Source organism: Chitinophaga sp. 05T412, from assembly GCF_056396465.1.
The window spans coordinates 505,770-525,235 of record NZ_JBFTLN010000002.1 but is presented as its reverse complement, the minus strand read 5'-3'; the positions used below and the strand labels follow the sequence as shown (position 1 = coordinate 525,235).

18 protein-coding genes are annotated in these 19,466 nt (G+C 43.1%); 10 read left to right on the top strand and 8 right to left on the bottom strand.

Annotated elements, in window-relative coordinates:
* Positions 1-132 precede the first annotated feature (132 nt).
* On the top strand, positions 133-960 hold the full coding sequence (locus AC1DFM_RS05780; protein WP_477075767.1) for a hypothetical protein: 828 nt from the start codon (positions 133-135) through the stop codon (positions 958-960).
* Between the two features lie 138 nt (positions 961-1,098).
* Positions 1,099-2,211 carry a glutamine-hydrolyzing carbamoyl-phosphate synthase small subunit gene (gene carA / locus AC1DFM_RS05775; RefSeq protein ID WP_477075766.1) on the top strand — a complete coding sequence of 371 codons (1,113 nt, stop codon included), beginning with the start codon at positions 1,099-1,101 and terminating at the stop codon, positions 2,209-2,211.
* Between the two features lie 747 nt (positions 2,212-2,958).
* Here the strand turns inward: carA and AC1DFM_RS05770 are convergent.
* Complete coding sequence (locus AC1DFM_RS05770; RefSeq protein WP_477075765.1) at positions 2,959-4,158, bottom strand: pyridoxal phosphate-dependent aminotransferase; 1,200 nt, start codon at positions 4,156-4,158, stop codon at positions 2,959-2,961.
* Between the two features lie 109 nt (positions 4,159-4,267).
* Positions 4,268-4,672, bottom strand: coding sequence for a DUF1573 domain-containing protein (locus AC1DFM_RS05765; protein ID WP_477075764.1), 405 nt, complete (start codon positions 4,670-4,672; stop codon positions 4,268-4,270).
* Positions 4,673-4,896: 224 nt separating this feature from the next.
* On the opposite strand from AC1DFM_RS05765, the gene AC1DFM_RS05760 reads away from it, so the two are divergent.
* A complete protein-coding gene (locus tag AC1DFM_RS05760; RefSeq protein ID WP_477075763.1) occupies positions 4,897-7,275 on the top strand; it encodes an alpha-ketoacid dehydrogenase subunit alpha/beta in 2,379 nt (792 codons plus the stop codon).
* A gap of 237 nt (positions 7,276-7,512) precedes the next feature.
* On the top strand, positions 7,513-7,659 hold the full coding sequence (locus AC1DFM_RS05755) for a hypothetical protein (RefSeq protein WP_477075762.1): 147 nt from the start codon (positions 7,513-7,515) through the stop codon (positions 7,657-7,659).
* Positions 7,660-7,760: 101 nt separating this feature from the next.
* On the opposite strand, the gene AC1DFM_RS05750 is transcribed toward AC1DFM_RS05755, so the two are convergent.
* Positions 7,761-8,060: a hypothetical protein gene (locus AC1DFM_RS05750; protein WP_477075761.1), complete on the bottom strand. Its 300-nt coding sequence runs from the start codon at positions 8,058-8,060 to the stop codon at positions 7,761-7,763.
* 401 nt (positions 8,061-8,461) lie between these two features.
* Between AC1DFM_RS05750 and AC1DFM_RS05745 the strand changes: the two genes are divergently transcribed.
* Positions 8,462-9,418 carry a D-2-hydroxyacid dehydrogenase gene (locus tag AC1DFM_RS05745; RefSeq protein WP_477075760.1) on the top strand — a complete coding sequence of 319 codons (957 nt, stop codon included), beginning with the start codon at positions 8,462-8,464 and terminating at the stop codon, positions 9,416-9,418.
* Positions 9,419-9,665: 247 nt separating this feature from the next.
* Entirely contained in the window at positions 9,666-10,388 is a 723-nt protein-coding gene (locus tag AC1DFM_RS05740) for a response regulator transcription factor (RefSeq protein ID WP_477075759.1), read from the top strand.
* A 106-nt stretch (positions 10,389-10,494) separates the two neighbouring features.
* Here the strand turns inward: AC1DFM_RS05740 and AC1DFM_RS05735 are convergent, their stop codons facing one another.
* Both AC1DFM_RS05735 and AC1DFM_RS05730 read right to left on the bottom strand, forming a co-directional pair.
* Entirely contained in the window at positions 10,495-11,205 is a 711-nt protein-coding gene (locus tag AC1DFM_RS05735) for a YebC/PmpR family DNA-binding transcriptional regulator (RefSeq protein WP_477075758.1), read from the bottom strand.
* Positions 11,206-11,373: 168 nt separating this feature from the next.
* Positions 11,374-12,873 carry an amino acid permease gene (locus AC1DFM_RS05730; protein ID WP_477075757.1) on the bottom strand — a complete coding sequence of 500 codons (1,500 nt, stop codon included), beginning with the start codon at positions 12,871-12,873 and terminating at the stop codon, positions 11,374-11,376.
* 198 nt (positions 12,874-13,071) lie between these two features.
* Between AC1DFM_RS05730 and AC1DFM_RS05725 the strand changes: the two genes are divergently transcribed.
* From AC1DFM_RS05725 to AC1DFM_RS05715, 3 genes are all read left to right on the top strand, one after another.
* A complete protein-coding gene (locus AC1DFM_RS05725) occupies positions 13,072-14,349 on the top strand; it encodes a dicarboxylate/amino acid:cation symporter (protein WP_477075756.1) in 1,278 nt (425 codons plus the stop codon).
* 65 nt (positions 14,350-14,414) lie between these two features.
* Positions 14,415-15,101, top strand: a complete 687-nt coding sequence (locus AC1DFM_RS05720; RefSeq protein ID WP_477075755.1) for a DedA family protein — start codon at positions 14,415-14,417, stop codon at positions 15,099-15,101.
* An 81-nt stretch (positions 15,102-15,182) separates the two neighbouring features.
* Entirely contained in the window at positions 15,183-16,418 is a 1,236-nt protein-coding gene (locus AC1DFM_RS05715; RefSeq protein WP_477075754.1) for an MFS transporter, read from the top strand.
* Here AC1DFM_RS05715 and AC1DFM_RS05710 read toward each other — a convergent pair.
* From AC1DFM_RS05710 to AC1DFM_RS05700, 3 genes are all read right to left on the bottom strand, one after another.
* The gene (locus AC1DFM_RS05710; RefSeq protein ID WP_477075753.1) at positions 16,415-16,876 is read right to left on the bottom strand and encodes a MarR family winged helix-turn-helix transcriptional regulator; all 462 of its coding nucleotides are present in this window, start codon (positions 16,874-16,876) and stop codon (positions 16,415-16,417) included. The genes AC1DFM_RS05715 and AC1DFM_RS05710 overlap by 4 nt on opposite strands.
* Positions 16,877-17,118: 242 nt before the next feature.
* Positions 17,119-18,060 (bottom strand): malate dehydrogenase, encoded by a 942-nt coding sequence (mdh, locus tag AC1DFM_RS05705; protein WP_291917597.1) that lies wholly within the window; start codon positions 18,058-18,060, stop codon positions 17,119-17,121.
* 98 nt (positions 18,061-18,158) lie between these two features.
* Positions 18,159-18,617: a peroxiredoxin family protein gene (locus tag AC1DFM_RS05700; RefSeq protein WP_477075752.1), complete on the bottom strand. Its 459-nt coding sequence runs from the start codon at positions 18,615-18,617 to the stop codon at positions 18,159-18,161.
* Positions 18,618-18,851: 234 nt separating this feature from the next.
* Between AC1DFM_RS05700 and efp the strand changes: the two genes are divergently transcribed.
* Complete coding sequence (gene efp, locus AC1DFM_RS05695) at positions 18,852-19,418, top strand: elongation factor P (protein WP_477075751.1); 567 nt, start codon at positions 18,852-18,854, stop codon at positions 19,416-19,418.
* Positions 19,419-19,466: the final 48 nt, after the last annotated feature.

Below are 19,466 nucleotides of genomic sequence, written 5' to 3'. Positions count from 1 at the left end.
GCGGTTATTTCCGTGTGCAGTGCTTTCTTTTGCCGCCTAAGCGCGGTTATCTGTTTTTTAAAAGAAAATCTCCCGGATATTAGATAAATATATTTCGTAATATTACACTTATTCCGATTTAATGATACTCCTATGAAATACCTGCACTGTGACGGTTGTGGACATGCCAACCCACTGAAATCAGAATACCTGACCTTTTGTGAAGCCTGTGGTAAGAAGTTACCAAAGACATTTGCTGATTGGCAGAAGCATCGTCCCATGGGCTCATTTGCAGAGTACTCCCAGGAAGTAGGCATCTCCCTGAAAATCAATAAACCCAACTTTATGCTGTCCTGGATGAAAGCACAATTTCAGCCGGGCAACAGGGGAAAGGTGATCCTGTTTTTTTCTGTGTTTCTGGTGTTAATTGCGGTGACCGGCACTTTATTCGGAAAGAGGGCGGTGTTTACGTTTATCTATCCGAAAGTACCGGCTAGTTCATTATATAATAGCTGGCAAACGGCTACCATCGGCCGGCAGGCACTTGAAATAAGTACACCGGTGAAGTTGTGGGTGCATGATCAGCCACTGGAAGGAGAGGAGGCTAAGATGATAGAATATGCCAAGAGCTATAGAAATGAAGATGGTGGCGGTATCCGGATTGCAGTGAATATGTATAACTATCAGTCCAATGCTGCGAACGACCTGGAAACCGCGATGGCGGCATCACACAACGATATGCAGCTCAGTGAAACCGCCAGTGATATGAACTGTAAATCAGTGCCTGTGCTTATTTCAGGTATGAAGGGGATTTTGGAAGAAGGAAATTATTTATATAAAGGAGGTATCCGTTTGGCCTTTTGTAATCTGGTAATGATCAAGGGCAGTGCCCGGTGGCAGATACTGATAAACTATCGGGATGATGACCAGGTAGGGTATCAGGTAGCGCAAAGAATACTGAAATCTGTAAAAATTAAGTAACATATTCATTTCTGCTAAAAAAAATCTATAATTAACTGTTGCATTTCATACCTTTGCACGGTTTTTTATCCGAACCTTCAGGGCTTATTGTACCCTTGAAGGTTTTTTTTAAAATATAAAACAAGACAGATACCAGAAATGCCTCAGACAAGAACCATCCAACCTGCCATACTGCTGTTAGACGACGGTACGGTTTTTCAGGGAAAAGCTTTTGGAAAAATTGGCACTGCTGCCGGTGAATTAGCTTTCAATACCGGTATGACGGGTTACCAGGAAGTGTTTACAGACCCTTCTTACAAAGGACAGGTGTTGATAATGAACAACTGCTATATTGGGAACTACGGCACCAAGAAGGATGACGTAGAGAGCAGTAGTGTGAAGATCAACGGTTTGATCGCTAAAAATATCTCGTATAACTACTCCCGGAAGATGGCTGATGCTTCCCTGGAAACGTTCCTGACCGATAATGAGCTGGTAGCCATTTATGACGTAGATACCCGTGCGCTGGTTTCCCACATCCGCAGCAAAGGTGCTATGAACTGTATCATTTCTTCCTCCATCCTGGATGTAGAGCAACTGAAAGCAGAGTTAGCTAAAGTCCCTTCCATGGAAGGTTTGGCGCTGTGCAAAGAAGTAACTACTCCGGAAGTATACAATATTGGTGATCCGGCAGCGGACATCCGTATTGCAGTACTGGATAATGGTGTAAAGAGAAACATGTTGAAATGCCTGTCTGAAAAAGGTGCTTACCTGCAGGTATTCCCTACAGATACTCCTTTTGAAGTATGTGAAGCATTTAAACCACATGCTTACTTTATTTCCAATGGCCCTGGTGATCCGGCTCCGCTGACTTATGCCGTTGAAACGGTAAAGCAGATTCTGGCTGCAGAAAGACCAATGTTTGGTATTTGCCTGGGACATCAGTTGTTGGCATTGGCCAATGGTATCCCAACTTATAAAATGCACCATGGTCACCGTGGATTAAATCACCCGGTAAAGAACCTGCAAACAGGTTTGTGCGAAATCACTACCCAGAACCATGGTTTTGCGGTAGATCCTAAAGCAGTAGCCGCCAGCGAACATGTGGAAGTAACCCACATTAACCTGAACGACAATTCTGTAGAAGGTATCCGTATTAAAAATAAGCCGGCATTCAGCGTACAATATCACCCGGAATCCACACCAGGACCGTTTGATAGCCGTTACCTGTTTGATGATTTCTTCAAAATGATCCGGGAACACAAAAAATAAGCGCGTAAAGCTAAAAGCTATAAAAGCGAACGACCGAAGTGAGATTATTTAATTAATCGCTTCGGTCGTTCGCTTTTATAGCTTTTAGCCGTTTCAAAAAATGGAGACGGTCCCGAAGAATCGGGACCGTTGCATTTTAAAATTCCACGTTATGAAAACAAACGAAATACGGTAACACGTTGTGTTAATTATTCCGCCCGTTTTATTACATAACAATATTATAGAAAAAAGGTAAAGTAGAAGGGGAAATTTTTTGGAATATTTATTCTGAAAATTGCTTTTTTGCTTGTTTTAGGAAGAAATCGGCAAAAAAGGGCAAAAAAATACGGCTCTGTGATCAGAGCCGTTTGCCTTTATAAATTCCACGTTATGAAAAACTGATACAAAAATACGATATTTTGCTAAAACGTTTTAGTAATTCTTTGAGTTTGACAGAAGATTGATAATTCTTCTTCTGTTTAACAATTCAAAGGTCGGACCAAATAAACGTTCTAAGAAATAATGCAGGTTAAATTTTTCTTAAACAAGTTTAGATTTTGCCGTACATCGTATTTGTAAATATTTTTATAATTTGATATTTTTTGTCTTTGTTGTTGTTTCTACATCAAATATACAAAACAAAACATGAAAATTCCAAGTACTTGATGTTAAAAAATCGTGTTTTTGACTAAAAAAATAAACATATAATTATTTATAATGTATTTGTTTGATAGCTTAGTGTATTTTATACACGATTTTTCATGAAAATTATTTGGAAGTTTTTCCCGGATATATTTCCAGTGCTTTTTCCAGGCAGACCATTGCATGACTAATGTCTGTTGTATTCAATACATACGCCAAACGAACTTCATTCTTACCCAGGCCTGGAGTCGCATAAAATCCGGTAGCAGGCGCCATCATCACCGTTTGTCCTTCATGAGAAAAAGATTCCAGCATCCATTGGCAGAATTTATCCGAATCATCGATCGGTAATTTAGCCATGGCATAGAAAGCTCCACCCGGATTAGGGCAGTATACTCCCGGAATTTCATTCAGCATTTTTACCAGGATATCTCTGCGGCTCTGGTACTCTGCTTTGATACCGTCGAAATAGTTCACCGGCAAGTCAACAGCTGCTTCACCGGCAATTTGAGCGAAAGACGGAGGGCTCAAACGGGCTTGTGCAAACTTCATGGTGGCATCCAGCACTGATTGGTTTTTGGTCACAAAAGCACCGATACGGCCGCCACAGGCGCTATATCTTTTGGAAATGGTATCCATCAGGATCACATTATCTTCCATGCCTTCCAGGTTCATCGCAGAGAAATGCTCACCAGTGTAGCAAAACTCGCGGTACGCCTCATCAGAAAACAGGAACAGGTTATATTTCAGGCACAATTGCTTCAGCACTTCCATTTCTTCCTTACTGTACAGGTAACCGGTAGGGTTATTGGGATTACAGATCAGGATGGCTTTTGTACGCGGTGTAATGGCTTTTTCAAAATCAGCCATCGCAGGTAATGCAAAGCCGGTATCAATACTGGCAGTAATGGTTTTAATCTTTACTTCCGCTTCTACGGCAAAGCCGTTATAGTTAGCATAAAAAGGTTCCGGTACAATTACTTCATCTTCCGGATCAAGGCAGGCCATAAATGCAAACACAATGGCTTCAGAACCTCCGGTAGTAACGATAATCTGGTTGTGATTCAGCGCGATGTTGAATCTTTCATAATAGGTAACCAGCTTCTTACGGTAACTCTCGTTTCCGGCGCTGTGACTGTATTCGAGGATTTTGAAATCGGAATGACGCACCGCATCGAGTACCGGCTTTGGTGTTTCGATATCTGGTTGTCCAATGTTCAGGTGGTATACCTTCACACCTCTTTTCTTGGCTGCTTCTGCGAATGGTACGAGCTTTCTGATGGGAGATGGTGGCATTTGCACACCTCTCTGGCTAATGGTAGGCATAAAATTGTTTTGATTCTTTTGCTGTGCAAAGATAGGGGATCGTATGGGCAACAAAAAACCTTACAGCACATTGTACTGTAAGGTCTTAGTATGTTTAAAGTGTGGACGACTACTTGTTGTTGGAACCAACTGTACCGGTCAGGTGCAGTTCTTTATCCTGATCCACGCCTCTGAACTTCACCCAGATGGTTTTGTTCTGCTGACCTACACCGTTAGCGCTATAAGTGGCGGTAACTTTTCCTTTTTTACCAGGAAGAATAGGTTCTTGCGTCCATTTTGGTGTGGTGCAACCGCAACTTGCGCGGGCAGCTTCAATCAAAATTGGCTCTTTGGAGATGTTGGTAAACTCAAAATCAGCAGTTACTGGTTTATTTAAATCAGTTTTGCCAAAATCAACAGTTTCCTTCACGAATTTCACTTTTGCATCAGCAGGATTCTGAGTAGGTGTGGTTTGAGCCCACAGTGCTGTCGTTAGCAGCATGCTCGCAAACAGGGATAAGATAAACTTTTTCATTTTCATATGATGGTTTTAAAACGACCGGTTAAAAAATATTGATATCTTTTCTGGTATGGACAAATTTACGGCCAAAAAGCATTATAAACCTTACAATTTATTAAATTCTTATTAAAAAAAATCAGATTATTTTAAATGTAAGTTTCGATGCGTTTTTCTACTGTATAATTAACCTTACTTTTGTACTTTAACCATGAGGCATGATAGAAAATAACGAACTAGCTATGAATTTAGAAAGCCGGTTGTCATTCGAAGAATTTCGTAAGGAAGTGCTAAATGATTACAGGTTGGCCTGTGATAGCAGGGAAATTAGTCTGCTGGCCCGTAAGGAAGTCCTTACCGGGAAGGCAAAGTTTGGCATTTTTGGTGATGGAAAGGAAGTGGCGCAGATAGCAATGTCAAAATACTTTCAGCCAGGGGACTTTCGTTCCGGTTATTATCGCGACCAAACTGTTGCATTTGCCACAGGTATCGCTACTCCCGAACAATTTTTTTCGCAGTTATATGCTGATCCCGACCTGAAAAATGATCCTTTTTCCGGCGGCCGCCAGATGAACTCCCACTTTGCTACCCCAAATCTTGATAAGGATGGCAATTGGCTGAATCTGATGGAAACGAAAAATTCCGCAGCAGACATGGCGCCTACTGCCGGCCAGATGCCCCGCGCACTCGGTCTGGCCTATGCCTCCAAAATGTTCCGGGAAGTAGAAGACTTACACCAATTTAAAGGACTCTCCAATAATGGTAGCGAAATCTGTTTCGCTACTATCGGTGACGCCTCAACGTCGGAAGGGCATTTCTGGGAAACCATTAATGCAGCTGGCGTATTACAGGTTCCTCTCGCCGTATTTGTGTGGGATGATGGCTACGGTATTTCGGTGCCCCGTAAATATCAGACAACGAAAAATTCTATCAGCGCCGCCCTGGAAGGATTCCGTAAAACAGAAGACTCCAACGGCTTTGATATCTATAACGTAAAAGGCTGGGATTATGCCGGCATGTGTGAAGTATTTGAAGCGGCCATCCGCAAAATCCGTGAAACACATGTTCCTGCGCTCTTCCACGTAGAGGAAATCACGCAGCCGCAAGGCCACTCTACCAGTGGTTCGCATGAGCGCTACAAAAGCAAGGAACGTCTTTCCTGGGAAAGGGAATTTGACTGTAACGTGAAAATGCGTTCCTGGATCATTGAAAACGCACTATGTAGTGAAGAAGAGCTGCAGGCAGTAGAAGCAGAAGCCAAAGTAAAAGCACAGGAGGCCCGCAAAAGCGCCTGGGAAAAATATGTAACACCTATCAAAGAACATGTACAGTCGTTCGTTGCCCTGGCTGCTCCCATCGCGGAAGAAGCCGGCGCCGATGTGAACATGATCAACCTGGCGATCCGTGACCTGCAAAATAACCGCGAACCACTTCGCCGGGATATTTTGAAAGCAGCGGCTACCATCCTGCTGAAACATAAACACCTGAAATCAGCTGCCACTATTCAGGCACTGCAACAGTATTATGATACCTATCTGCAGGAAGAAAAAGAAAACTACAATTCTTATTTACATGCCACCGGTACAAACTCTGCACTGAATGTACCAGCCGTACCAGCCGCTTACGAAGCAGATGGTATCACCGTTAATGGCTACGAAATACTGAATAAATATTTTGATCAACTGTTTACCAACAACCCTAAAGTATTTGCTTTCGGAGAAGATGTGGGTAAAATAGGAGACGTAAACCAGGGCTTTGCCGGTTTACAACAGAAGCATGGAAAAAATCGTATAGCCGACACCGGTATACGTGAGCTGACCATCATGGGACAAGGTATTGGTATGGCATTACGTGGCCTTCGCCCGATTGCGGAAATACAATACCTCGACTACGTGCTGTATGGTCTACAACCACTCAGCGATGACGTAGCTTCCCTGCAATACCGTACCAAAGGTGGTATGGCTTGCCCTATCATTGTACGTACCCGTGGCCACCGCCTCGAAGGCATCTGGCATAGCGGCTCTCCAATGGGGATGATTATTAACGCTCTTCGTGGTATGTATGTATGCGTACCTCGTAACATGGTGCAGGCAGCGGGAATGTATAACACCCTTCTGCAAGCCAATGAACCAGCCCTGGTAATAGAATCGTTGAACGGCTACCGTTTAAAAGAGAAATTACCGGCTAACCTGGAGTCATTTACCGTACCATTAGGGATTCCGGAAGTATTGCACGAAGGAACAGATGTAACAATTGTTACTTACGGCTCTATGACCCGCATCATTGAAGAAGCAATTGTTACTTTAAATGAAGTCGGTGTTTCCTGTGAGCTGATCGACGTGCAAACCTTATTACCTTTCGATGTTCACCACAGCATTGTGGAATCACTTAAGAAAACCAACCGCATCCTTTTTGTGGATGAAGATGTACCTGGTGGCGGCACCGCGTATATGTTCCAGGAAGTAATAGAAAATCAGGGCGGTTACCGTTTCCTCGATGTGGCGCCACGTACCTTGAGTGCGCAGGCACATCGTCCGGCATATGGTTCTGATGGAGATTACTTCTCTAAGCCTAATACAGAAGATGTAGTAAAAGTAGTTATGGAGATGATGCAGGAATAGTAGCAGCTGCTAATAAAAATATCGCGAAGCCGGTTTCTTAACAGGAACCGGCTTTTCTTTTTATACGATGACCGGAATTGGCGAAGCCATCATAACAGCATGTATCTGCTGAAATGATGGCCTCTTTTAAAATTAAGCAGTTGGTAGGCTTAGTAGTATGTTGCTATTATGGCGCAGCAAAGGTGTGGGGATTTTTTGAATGTAAGAAGGGGGTAGGATGGAGTTAATGATTATTTCATGTTGATGTCTGATCTGAAGGAAGTAGAAAATATACATGGCGTTATCATCTGCCTGGTAACAGATAGTCGTAGAACGTTTCTTATCCTGAAAAATAATCTCCAGCGATGGAGCGATTTTAATGTTGAAATAGCAAAAAAAGTATAGTGTTTTTATTAATGATAGGAATCCTATATATATAAAATAAATAAAAAAAACACCAACAATCATCATAAGATAGTTGGTGTTACAAGGTGACTAGCTACATCCTACTCCCTCACCTTTATCTCTCCTAATCTCTCCTGTAATTCTGCTTCAAACTTATCACAACAGCAATTCACCATTTTAAACGTCAGCTGTTTTTCTCCCAGACCGAGGTAATCCACCATCACGGTAACAGCTGCATCTCTGTGATCGCTGCATTTCACTTTGCTATAGTGTTTGTTCAGTGTGTCTACAAGGTTGTTCAGTACAGGGCTACTGATGCGGGCATCGAGGTTATCAATGAAGTCGCCCAGGGAATTGGCATCCAGTATAGATGCGTGGTTTTTAGAAATGAATTTCAACATAGTGTAACAATATAAAAAATAAATATAAATGATAATTAGGAAGATGTACACTGGCAAATTTGATATCTTCGTTGTTCACTTTTCGATCACAATTATATGAAAATGGTTGTTCTAACCGCGAGCACCAGATAATGTTTGTGAATCCTTTTATACGCAAATATTACAGGGATTATCCGCAACTCAATGAGCACAACAGAAGTCCGGTAGCAGATGGGTTGACAAAGAAGTTCGTGAAGAAAGGTTTGCAATTTAAATTAATCAAGTTGGTGGATTTTGCTGAGAATGGAAAGATGACCGACCAGGGCCAGCTTTATGGGTGATGCCTCATTTATCATATCGAAGATCCGGCAGAAAAAATTATTGAATAAGTTTCCCGTTTCTTGTCTTAAACTACAACAATCATGATGAATATAATTGTACTGGACGGCCATACGTTAAATCCTGGCGACCTTGATTGGGGCGCCTTACAGGCATTAGGGAATGTAACGGTGTATGAGCGTACACCAGAGGCAATGGTAGCTGAAAGGATTGCAACGGCAGATGTGGTGTTGACCAATAAAGCCATTGTGAATGCAGCGGCTATTGAGCAGGCGAAGCAACTGAAATATATTGGGGTCACTGCCACGGGATTTAATGTGGTAGATATTGCCGCGGCCCGTGCAAGGCATATTCCGGTGACGAATGTACCGGCTTATAGCACCACTTCGGTGGCACAATTAACATTTGCGTTGATACTGGAGCTCTGTCACCATATCGGTTTGCATGCAGCCAGTGTGCGGGCAGGGGAGTGGAGCAGCAGTATTGATTTTAGCTATTGGAAAACGCCTTTAGTGGAGTTGTCCGGCCGTACATTGGGGATAGTTGGATTTGGGCAGATAGGACAGGCTGTGGCGCGTATAGCGCTGGCATTCGGGATGAAGGTGATTGCCAACCATAAGCACCCCGACAGGGACGCGATGGCTGGTGTTACTTTTGTGGACCAGGCTACCTGTTTCCGGGAGGCGGATATTATTTCGCTGCATTGTCCACTGAATGCGGACAACAAGGAGTTTGTGCAAATGAGTTTATTGCGTACGATGAAGCCTTCCGCTTTCCTGATTAATACCAGCCGTGGACCATTGATCCGTGAGGCTGATCTGGCGCAGGCGTTGCAGGAAGGGGTAATTGCTGGTGCGGCGTTGGATGTATTATCTGCAGAGCCGCCTCCGGCCAGTAATCCGTTAATTGCTGCTCCTAATACTATTATTACTCCGCATATTGCCTGGGCTACACAGGCGGCCAGAAAACGGCTGATGTATACGGTGGTGGAAAATTTAAAAGCCTTCAAGGGTGGGGCCCCTCAAAATATTATCAACTAGTGAATACCCCGTGAAGCAGAAAAATATGTTTTTATAGATGTAAGGAATGCTAAACCGAAAATAATAACAACAGGGGTATTAGGCCAGCCATAATGGTTAAAATGAACGTCCAACTCAGAATTGAACAAGGATGAACGAACAGGATTATGGTTATGTTATTTATTTTTGAATAAACGTACAAGATACGCTCATTCATTTAGGTTCTACAACTAAAATCTCATATTTACTCGCTTTAAAACCAACGTACATGCAACCAAGCATTCTTTTGGCGGAGGACGATATCTTTTTTGCCAAGGTGGTAAAAAGACAACTGGAACGCGCCGGTTATAACGTTACCCTTTGTGAAAATGGCCTTGAAGGCTGGGAAAAATTTCAAAAACACGTTTTCGACCTTTGTTTACTGGATGTAGTGATGCCTAAAAAAGATGGCTTCGCGCTGGCAGAGGATATCCGCACGATGGATGTAAACGTACCTATCATTTTTACAACCTCCCGGTATATGGAACAAGACCGGCTACAGGGCTTTGAATCAGGAGCAGATGATTATATCATAAAGCCATTTAATATGCAGGAGCTGCTGTGCCGCGTTAAAGTGTATATGCAACGCAGCCGCCTCCTTAAAAGCGAACGCCGTATCGTATATACCATCAGCAACCTTGTATTTGACTATTCCCAATATCATATTAGGCATAAATCGGCCGATTCCCATGTTCGTATGGCCCCAAAAGAAGCGGAACTGCTTCGCTTTCTGTGTGAGAATTCTAATAAAAAATTGAAGAAAGATGACATCCTGTCCTGCATCTGGGGACAGGAAGATTTCTTCGCATCACGTGTAATGGACGTATACCTGACACGTCTCCGTAAACATATTGCACAAGATCCTGCCGTAAAACTCGAAACCTACCATGGCAAAGGACTTATGTTTATAGCGGATGACCTGGATCGTTCACATTCCATCGCTAAAGTTTAGCTGTTTTTGGTTTAGAAAGTTAACCGTATCCAATGAAAAAACGTCCCACCTATAGGCGGGACGTTTTTTTTATAAGCTATCAGCGCCGCATTCCGCGGCCCTTTCTTTATTTCAGATTATAGAATACTGCCTGTACGTCGTCATCCTGTTCCAGACGATCTACTAATTCCAGTACTTCTTTGGCTTGCTCATCATTCAGCTCCACTGTGGTAGCCGGGATACGTTTCAGCTCTGAGCTGACTACTTCAATGCCTTTATCGTCCAGGGCCTTTGCCATGTTGCCGAATTCTGTGAACGCAGCACGGATAATAATATTCCCTTCGCTATCTTCCCCAATTTCTTCCAAACCAAAATCAATCAGCTCCAGTTCCAGATCTTCCAGATTCTGTCCGCTATTTTTGATTTTGAACTCACCTACGCGATTGAATAAAAAACCTACCGAACCGCTATTACCCAAACTGCCACCACCTTTGGTGAAGTGCATGCGCAGGTTAGCTACGGTACGGGTGGTATTATCGGTAGCAGTATCAATGATCACTGCTACGCCATGAGGCGCATAGCCTTCGTATACAACTTCTTCGTAATCAGTCTTGTCTTTACCCATAGCGCGCTTGATAGCAGCATCTACACGGTCTTTAGGCATGTTCACACTCTTTGCGTTGAGGATACAGCGGCGGAGTGCAGGGTTGTTGTCAGGATCAGGGCCGGAAGCCTTTACAGCTATCGCTATTTCCTTTCCGATTCTTGAAAATGCTTTCGCCATCTTATCCCAGCGGGCAAACATGGTCGATTTTCTTACTTCAAATATTCTTCCCATTAGAGTGGTATGTAATTATAGTTACTTGTAAAAATAGAACGCAAAAATAAGGATTTTCAGATTTAGGCGTAGCGGGATTTACTTTTTAACGAAAGCGGAGAACAAAAACGAGCCGTTTCCCGACGTCGCTTTGTTCTCCGCTTTGTTTAATCTTTATATAGGCAAGGACTATTTATCCATTGCTTTACGGGCTTTACTGTGTTTTACACTGTAGCCGAAGTAAATAACAAATCCAACACCCAGCCATACAAACAGACGCGCCCAGTTTTCTATACCAAGACTGATAATCATGGTTAAGCAGATCAAAGCTCCCAGTACAGGAACTAACGGTACCAGCGGTGTTTTGAAGGCTCTTGGTAATTCAGGATTGCTTTTACGCATTACAATGATACCAATACATACCAGTACAAAGGCAAACAGGGTACCAATGCTGGTCATATCACCTACCACATTGTCCGGAATAAAGGCGGCAAACAAAGTGGTAAATCCGAAGAACATCCACTGTGAACGGTATGGTGTACGGTATTTAGGATGCAGTTTAGCAAATACACCGGGTACCAGGCCGTCGTTACTCATGGAGTAGAATACCCTGGTCTGACCCAGCAACATCACCAGGATTACGGAGGAGAATCCTGCCAGAATCGCTACGGTGATGAAGGTAGATAACCAACCATAACCAGGCATATAGGTATCAATCGCATAAGCTACAGATGCTTCACCACCTGCTTTCAGGAAATCCTGGAAAGGTGCAATACCTGTCAGTACAAAAGAGAACAGGATATAGAGGATGGTACAGATAGCCAGTGACACCAGGATACCGATAGGCATATTCTTCTTAGGATTCTTGGTTTCCTGAGCAGCAGTAGATACCGCGTCAAACCCAATGAATGCAAAAAATACAACCCCGGCTCCCCTTAGCACCCCGGCCCATCCGTGGTTCCAGAAATTGGAATAATCAACAACCTGGCCGTTATGCATTTTCACCGTGCCGGCAGTAGCAGGGATGGTAAATGGCGTATGGTTAGCAGGATTGATAAATTTCCATCCCAGGAAGATGAACAGCAATACGATGGCTACTTTGGTGATAACAATGATGTTATTAACAATAGCAGAACCTTGTGTACCCCTGATCAGCAATAATGTAAGTGCCAGGAGAATAAATACAGAAGGAAGGTTCATAATACCCTGTACCCCGGCGTCCGATGTTTCAAATGGACTGTGACACCATTCATAAGGGATGGTAATATGGAATACGTTGGTGAGTAATTTGTTAAGGTACTGTGACCATCCAATGGCTACAGTGGCGGCTCCCAGTGCATATTCCAGTACCAGGTCCCAGCCAATGATCCAGGCAATAAATTCTCCTAAAGTAGCATAAGAATAGGTGTAAGCGCTTCCGGCAATAGGAATCATGGAAGCAAATTCGGCATAGCATAAACCCGCCAGCGCACAGCCAATAGCGGCAATAATGAAGGAGATGGTTACAGCAGGGCCGGCATGTTGACCTGCAGCTGCAGCTGTTCTTACAAAAAGGCCCGCACCAATAATGGCGCCGATCCCAAGGGCGATCAGAGAACCTGCCCCAAGTGTCCTTTTCAGACCCTTTTCGGATTCTCCAGCTTCCGCCAATAAAACAGACAGTTGTTTTTTAGCAAAGAGTTTGCTCATACGCAGTCGTATTGTGGTTGATGTTTTAAGGTAGTTTAGTTATGTTGTTGTTTTGTGGTCGCCAAATATAATATCTAAAATCAAGAACAGATACTTTTATTTTGGCTGCTAACGCGCATCTTTACCAGCTTAACCTTATTTTTGGGAAATTTTCCTGGTTACAACTTTTAATTATTACAAGATAAACATCTGCACTGCATGAAGAAATCATCGAACCTGCTCACATTATACATATTCCTCGCTATGGTAATCGGGATAGGTACTGGTTACATCGTATTCCTTACCTATGGCAGTGCAACTCCCGTTCCGGCTGGAGTGAAGGATACACCGCAGGTCTTCGCCGATAATATTTCTATCCTGACAGACATTTTTTTACGACTGGTTAAAATGATCATCGCCCCACTGGTATTCTCTACCCTGGTGGTTGGTGTGGCTAAACTAGGCGATATCAAGGCAGTAGGACGTATAGGTGGTAAAACGATGCTGTGGTTTATCAGTGCAACCTTTGTATCATTGTTTCTTGGTTTGATATTGGTAAATCTGATGAAACCGGGGGTATCCCTGCAGTTACCATTGCCTGACGAACATGCGGCTACCGGCATCGCCAAAGCAGATATGACGTTGAAAGGCTTCTTCCAGCACGTAGTACCGGACAGTGTGGTAAATGCCATGGCACACAATGAGATATTACAAATAGTAGTATTTGCCATTTTCTTTGGTGTGGCCGCCGCCGCTATCGGAGAAAAAGCACTGCCGGTGGTAAAGCTCCTGGATAGCGTGGCCTACATCATGCTGAAAGTAACCGGCTTTGTAATGAATTTTGCTCCTTTCGCCGTATTTGGCGCGATGGCAGGTATCATTGCTTTAAAAGGCCCTATTGTATTGGTGACGTATGGTAAATTTATATTGCAGTTCTACGCCGGACTACTTTCCTTATGGATAGTCATTGCACTGGTAGGCTGGATGATCCTCGGCAAACCCGTATTCCGCTTGCTGGGGTTAATCAAAGATCCGTTGTTACTGGCTTTTGGTACTGCCAGCAGCGAAGCGGCTTACCCACGGACCATGGAAGAACTGGAAAAATTTGGCTGCGATAGCCGCATTGTAAGCTTTGTATTACCCCTGGGCTACTCCTTTAACCTGGATGGCTCCATGATGTATATGACCTTTGCCAGTTTATTTATTGCCCAGGCGTATGGTATGCACCTGAGTATTGATCAGCAGATTACGATGTTATTGGTATTAATGATTACCAGTAAAGGTATTGCGGGTGTACCGCGTGCTTCCCTGGTGGTGATTGCAGGTACCCTGTCCATGTTCCACATTCCGGAAGCAGGCCTGATCCTGCTGCTGGGAGTAGACCATTTGTTGGATATGGGCCGTTCCGCTACCAACGTAATCGGGAATGCGATGGCTACCGCCGTTGTGTCCAAATGGGAGAATAAACTTACGCCCGGAGATGCCACTAACGCCTAACTTAACAAATGCGTAACAGTTAAATGTTTATTTTACCACCTCAGAAATAGAAATAGCGTACTAGCATGGACCAGATTTTAGAGTTTTTTAAACACCTCATTAATCCTTCGTGGATTATTGAACATGGTGGCCTTTACCTGTTATTGGCGATTATTTTTGCAGAAACAGGGTTATTTATTGGTTTCTTTCTGCCGGGAGATTCCCTGCTCTTTGTTGCCGGTATTTACAGTGAAGACCTCTGCCACAGCTTCTTTGACCTGCCTTTTGTAGTCATTATGTTCCTGATAGCTACCGCAGGTGTGCTGGGTAACATGGTGGGCTTTTGGTTTGGTAAAAAGTCTGGCCCTTTATTATTTAAGAAGAAAGACACCTTCTTTTTCCGGAAGAAACACTTACACCAGGCCCATGAATTTTTCGTGAAGTATGGCGGTGGTGCTATCTTCTTTGCCCGCTTCCTGCCTATCATCCGTACTTTTGCGCCTATTGTGGCAGGCATCGTAGGAATGGAAAGCAAGAAGTTTATGTTCTTTAATATCATAGGCTCTTTTGCCTGGGTATTTTCCATGATGCTGGCTGGCCATTACCTGGATAAATTATTCCCTAACCTGAAGGAACACCTGGAGCTGATTATCCTGGTTATCATCCTGATCACCACCTTACCGGTACTGATCAAAGTGATTTTCGGGAAGGTAAAACATCAGCATGAACCTGAGCATTCCGAAAAGGTAGAAAAAACAGATTCTCCATTATAATTTTTTATATCTTTAAAAGGGCCTTTTACGAGGCCCTTTTTTTTATTTATTCCCGTTATAAAGCTTGTCAACCAAATTAAAATGAAAACCGAGAATCGTTCTGTTTCTATTTTCAATATCGCTGTGATAGTGGCCTCTCTGGGCTATTTCGTTGATATTTATGATCTCCTGCTGTTTACGATTGTAAGAGTACCCAGCTTAAAATCKCTTGGACTACCACAAAGTGAAATCGATGCCGGTGCGGGAATGTTATTGATTAACGTGCAGATGGTTGGTTTGCTGATTGGGGGTATTTTCTGGGGTATTATTGGCGATAAAAAAGGACGCTTAAGCGTGTTGTTTGGCTCTATCCTGATTTATTCCGTAGCTAATATTGCCAATGGCTTTGTACATGGTATCAATGGTTATGTGTTGTGGCGCTTTGTGGCGGGCTTTGGCCTGGCAGGAGAGCTGGGCGCAGGTATTACCCTGGTGTCTGAAATATTACCCAAAGAGAAAAGAGGGTATGGTACAATGATAGTGGCCACGGTAGGAGTTTCAGGGGCTGTAGCTGCCAACCTGATTGCTAAACTGGTGGGCGACTGGCGTATTTGTTATTTCATAGGAGGTGGGCTGGGCCTGGCTTTGCTGATTCTTCGGGTGAGTGTAATGGAGTCGCATTTATTTAATGCGGTAAGGGAATCATCTGCATCGAGGGGCAGTTTTATCGCCTTGTTTACCAATAAGGAACGTTTTCTTAAATACCTGAAGTGCATGCTGTTAGGTACACCTACCTGGTTTGTGGTGGGTATACTCATTGCCTTTTCCAACAAGTTTGCAACGGTGATGAATGTAAAAGGTGCCATCAGTCCGGGAGATGCAGTAGCATTTTGTTATGCGGGGCTGGTGTTGGGCGACTTTACCACAGGCCTTATCAGCCAGTTATGGCAAAGCCGCCGCAAGGTAATGTTGTTGTTTCTKGTACTCACCGGTGTGATGGTAACAGTATACTTAAATCTGCACGGAGCGGAAACCTGGGTATTTTATACAGTGTGTTTTATACTAGGATTTAGTGTGGGTTTCTGGGCCATTTTTGTAACGATAGCGGCTGAAAGCTTCGGTACCAACCTACGGGCAACAGTGGCAACTACAGTTCCCAACTTCGCCAGGGGCATGCTTCCTTTAATCTCTTTACTATTTATAAAAGTGCAAAACTATTATACTTTTCTGCAAAGTGGGGCTATTGTAGCGGTTGTCTGCATTGGCATCGCACTGATTACTGCGTGGAAAGTAGAGGAAACGTTTGGTAAGGACCTGAACTACCTGGAAGAAATTTAGTGATAGCTGTCCAGCATTTTATCCAGTAATTTATTCAATTGTATTACCTCTTTTTCGTTCAATGATTTAAGGGTATTGTTAAGCTGTCCGATTTCACCGTCAATAGTGGCAAGCAACTGCAAGCCCTTGTCGTTGATGCGAACGTCTACTGCGCGCCGGTCCATTTCACTGCTTTTGCGTTCTACCAGATCGGCTTTGCGGAGTCTTTCCACGAGGCGCGATACATCGCTCATTTTGTCCAGCATTCTTTCTTTGAGAATGTTGATATTAGCTGCTTTGGGGTGTTGCCCACGCAGGATGCGCAGTATATTATACTGCTGCATGGTAATACCATATTGCTTAAAGAATTGCTGGTGACGGGACGTTACCCAGTTACCAATAAAAATAAGGCTGACCAGGCCCCGTTGATTTTCATTTTCAAATGCTTTCTGTGTAATCAGCTTTTCCAGGTTAGACATACATTGAGAGTTAAACCAAATTTGATGAAACAATTTAGAAGTGTTTCATTTATACTGTTTTAGCCACTATAAAGGCTTAGTAAAATTACGAATAAAAACAGAATTGCGGATTTTGTCCGGTGTTGATTCTGGTGATTTTTCCTGAGGGATATGAAAAAAGATTAGCGGTGATAGATGGGAGTTATCCACATCGGTCCACCGCTAATCTTCAAATATTGTGTTGGTTAAAATGAGCAATTCGCCTAAGCTGTGGCCGACTGCATATTATCCAGTACGTCCATTACTTCTTTAACGTGTTTGGCAGAGGTATTCAGTAATTCTTTTTCTGCTGCATTGAGTTGCAGTTCGATGATTTTTTCTATACCGTTTTTACCCAATACCACCGGTACACCCAGGTAGATATCTTTCAGTCCATATTGACCGGATAACCAGGCGCATACCGGGAAAATGCGTTTTTCATCTTTCACGATAGCTTCTACCATTTGAGCGGCAGCAGCGCCAGGTGCGTACCAGGCAGAAGTTCCCAGCAGATTTACGATTTCACCGCCACCTACTTTAGTGCGTTGAATAATGGCTTCCAGCTTATCGTTGGCTACCAGTTCTGTTACGGGAATGCCGCCTACAGTGGTATAACGAGGCAATGGTACCATGGTATCACCGTGTCCACCCATAAGAATTGCCTGTATATCTTTTGGAGAACAGCCAATTTCATCGGCCAGGAAGGCGCGATAGCGGGCAGTATCCAGTATACCGGCCATGCCAAATACTTTGCTGCTGTCTTTTTTAGCGGTCAGATAGCTGCAATACGTCATTACATCCAATGGGTTGCTCACAATAATAATGATCGCATCCGGAGAATGTTTGGTAATATTTTCAGTCACTGACTTCACAATGTTAGCATTGGTAGAAATCAGGTCATCTCTGCTCATTCCAGGCTTACGGGGCAGACCTGATGTAATGACTACCACATCGCTGTTAGCAGTTTTGGTGTAGTCATTGGTAACACCCGTAATTTTAGTACTGTAATAATCAATCGGAGCCTGTTGCCATGTGTCCAGGGCTTTACCCTCAGCCGTTCCTTCTTTGATATCCAATAAAACCACCTCCTGCAGAAAATCTTTGTGGGCCAGTACATTGGCACACGTTGCGCCTACATTCCCGGCTCCTACTACTGTAACTTTCATTTTGTCTATAGCTTTAAAAGTGAAGAATGATTGTGATTAAACAAATGTAAGGATTCGACCTTAGAATAAATGGCCGGGTAGACACATTTTCGCAAGGATTATTTATTCAGGTAAAACAGCAAAGAATCGAGTTTGGCTGTTCCTTCAAAACCTTTTACAAACTGTTGTTTCTTATCATATATGTATAGACCGGGGAAGTAGTGCAGGTCATAGAAGTACATGATTTGCCGGGTTGGTTCGCTGGCCATTATGACGTTGGGGTAATCTTTGATCTTATAATGATCGTAATATTCTTTCATTTGCTCCACTTTGAAAGGAGTGACCATCAGGATTTGTGTTTTTTTGAACTTGTCGATATTTTTCAACACTTCTTCCGTCAGGTGTTTACAGTGATCACAATCTACACTGAATACAAATACCATGGTTTTTTCGTTACGCTTGAGATCGTTTTTGGTAATAGAATGCCCATCAACAAGGCTAAGCGGGAAAGCCGGAATAATTGGGTATTGTAAATAAGCCGGTTTAGAAGGAGGAGTGGCGGTGTTTTGAGCCTTCAAAAACACAGGTAAACACCCTAAAATTAACAAAAACACGTAGCGCATACTTATAAAAGTTTCTTGATTTGAGTTTAAATTTACCGGATAAATGTCATTTATTGAATAAAAAAGACGAAAATTGGGCCAAAAAGGGACTAATCTCGCTAATTTTGGGAATTAGTTGCTTGTTCATATGCGAAAATTTTTACTTTTGCAATCCGTATAAATTTTTAACTTAAAATCAGTAACCTATTTATGGCTACCACCGCAGATATCAGAACAGGATTAATTATCAAGCTGGAGAACAGCTTGTATTCTGTTGTAGAGTTTGGTCAGAACAAAACCGCCCGTGCAGCCGCAAAGGTTTGGGCAAAATTGAAAGGCGTTGACAATAGCCGTTCCATAGAGCACACCTGGAACTCAGGAGATACTATTTATCCTGTTCGCATTGAAAAGAAAGCTTTCCAGTATTTATATAAAGATGACACCGGCTACAATTTCATGGATAATGAAACGTTTGAGCAGATTGCTATGCCGGAGAATGCGATCGATGCACCTCAGTTCCTGAAAGAAGGTCAGGAAGTGAGTGTACAGATCAATACTGAAACTGAGCAGTACATGGCAGTTGAGTTACCAGACAAAATTGTAGTACTGGTTACTTATTCTGAGCCTGGCGTGAAAGGTGATACTGCTACCCGTACCCTGAAGCCAGCTACTGTTGAAACAGGAGCTACTGTAATGGTGCCGCTGTTTGTGGATGAAGGAGAATTTATCCGCGTGAACACCAAGAATGGTGAGTATATCGAGAGAGTAAAAGCATAAATCATTTGGCTTGCTGATTTTCGTGATAGGAGTTTTGTTTCTGAGAGC

Bases quoted from the DNA above. Each gene is read 5' to 3' on its own strand.
- AC1DFM_RS05745 (WP_477075760.1), top strand. From the start codon at position 8,462: ATGATGAATATAATTGTACTGGACGGCCATACGTTAAATCCTGGCGAC.
- AC1DFM_RS05780 (WP_477075767.1), top strand. From the start codon at position 133: ATGAAATACCTGCACTGTGACGGTTGTGGACATGCCAACCCACTGAAA.
- mdh (WP_291917597.1), bottom strand. From the start codon at position 18,060: ATGAAAGTTACAGTAGTAGGAGCCGGGAATGTAGGCGCAACGTGTGCC.
- carA (WP_477075766.1), top strand. From the start codon at position 1,099: ATGCCTCAGACAAGAACCATCCAACCTGCCATACTGCTGTTAGACGAC.
- AC1DFM_RS05725 (WP_477075756.1), top strand. From the start codon at position 13,072: ATGAAGAAATCATCGAACCTGCTCACATTATACATATTCCTCGCTATG.
- AC1DFM_RS05720 (WP_477075755.1), top strand. From the start codon at position 14,415: ATGGACCAGATTTTAGAGTTTTTTAAACACCTCATTAATCCTTCGTGG.
- AC1DFM_RS05760 (WP_477075763.1), top strand. From the start codon at position 4,897: ATGAATTTAGAAAGCCGGTTGTCATTCGAAGAATTTCGTAAGGAAGTG.
- AC1DFM_RS05755 (WP_477075762.1), top strand. From the start codon at position 7,513: ATGTTGATGTCTGATCTGAAGGAAGTAGAAAATATACATGGCGTTATC.
- AC1DFM_RS05750 (WP_477075761.1), bottom strand. From the start codon at position 8,060: ATGTTGAAATTCATTTCTAAAAACCACGCATCTATACTGGATGCCAAT.
- AC1DFM_RS05770 (WP_477075765.1), bottom strand. From the start codon at position 4,158: ATGCCTACCATTAGCCAGAGAGGTGTGCAAATGCCACCATCTCCCATC.
- AC1DFM_RS05710 (WP_477075753.1), bottom strand. From the start codon at position 16,876: ATGTCTAACCTGGAAAAGCTGATTACACAGAAAGCATTTGAAAATGAA.
- AC1DFM_RS05735 (WP_477075758.1), bottom strand. From the start codon at position 11,205: ATGGGAAGAATATTTGAAGTAAGAAAATCGACCATGTTTGCCCGCTGG.
- AC1DFM_RS05730 (WP_477075757.1), bottom strand. From the start codon at position 12,873: ATGAGCAAACTCTTTGCTAAAAAACAACTGTCTGTTTTATTGGCGGAA.
- AC1DFM_RS05740 (WP_477075759.1), top strand. From the start codon at position 9,666: ATGCAACCAAGCATTCTTTTGGCGGAGGACGATATCTTTTTTGCCAAG.
- efp (WP_477075751.1), top strand. From the start codon at position 18,852: ATGGCTACCACCGCAGATATCAGAACAGGATTAATTATCAAGCTGGAG.
- AC1DFM_RS05765 (WP_477075764.1), bottom strand. From the start codon at position 4,672: ATGAAAAAGTTTATCTTATCCCTGTTTGCGAGCATGCTGCTAACGACA.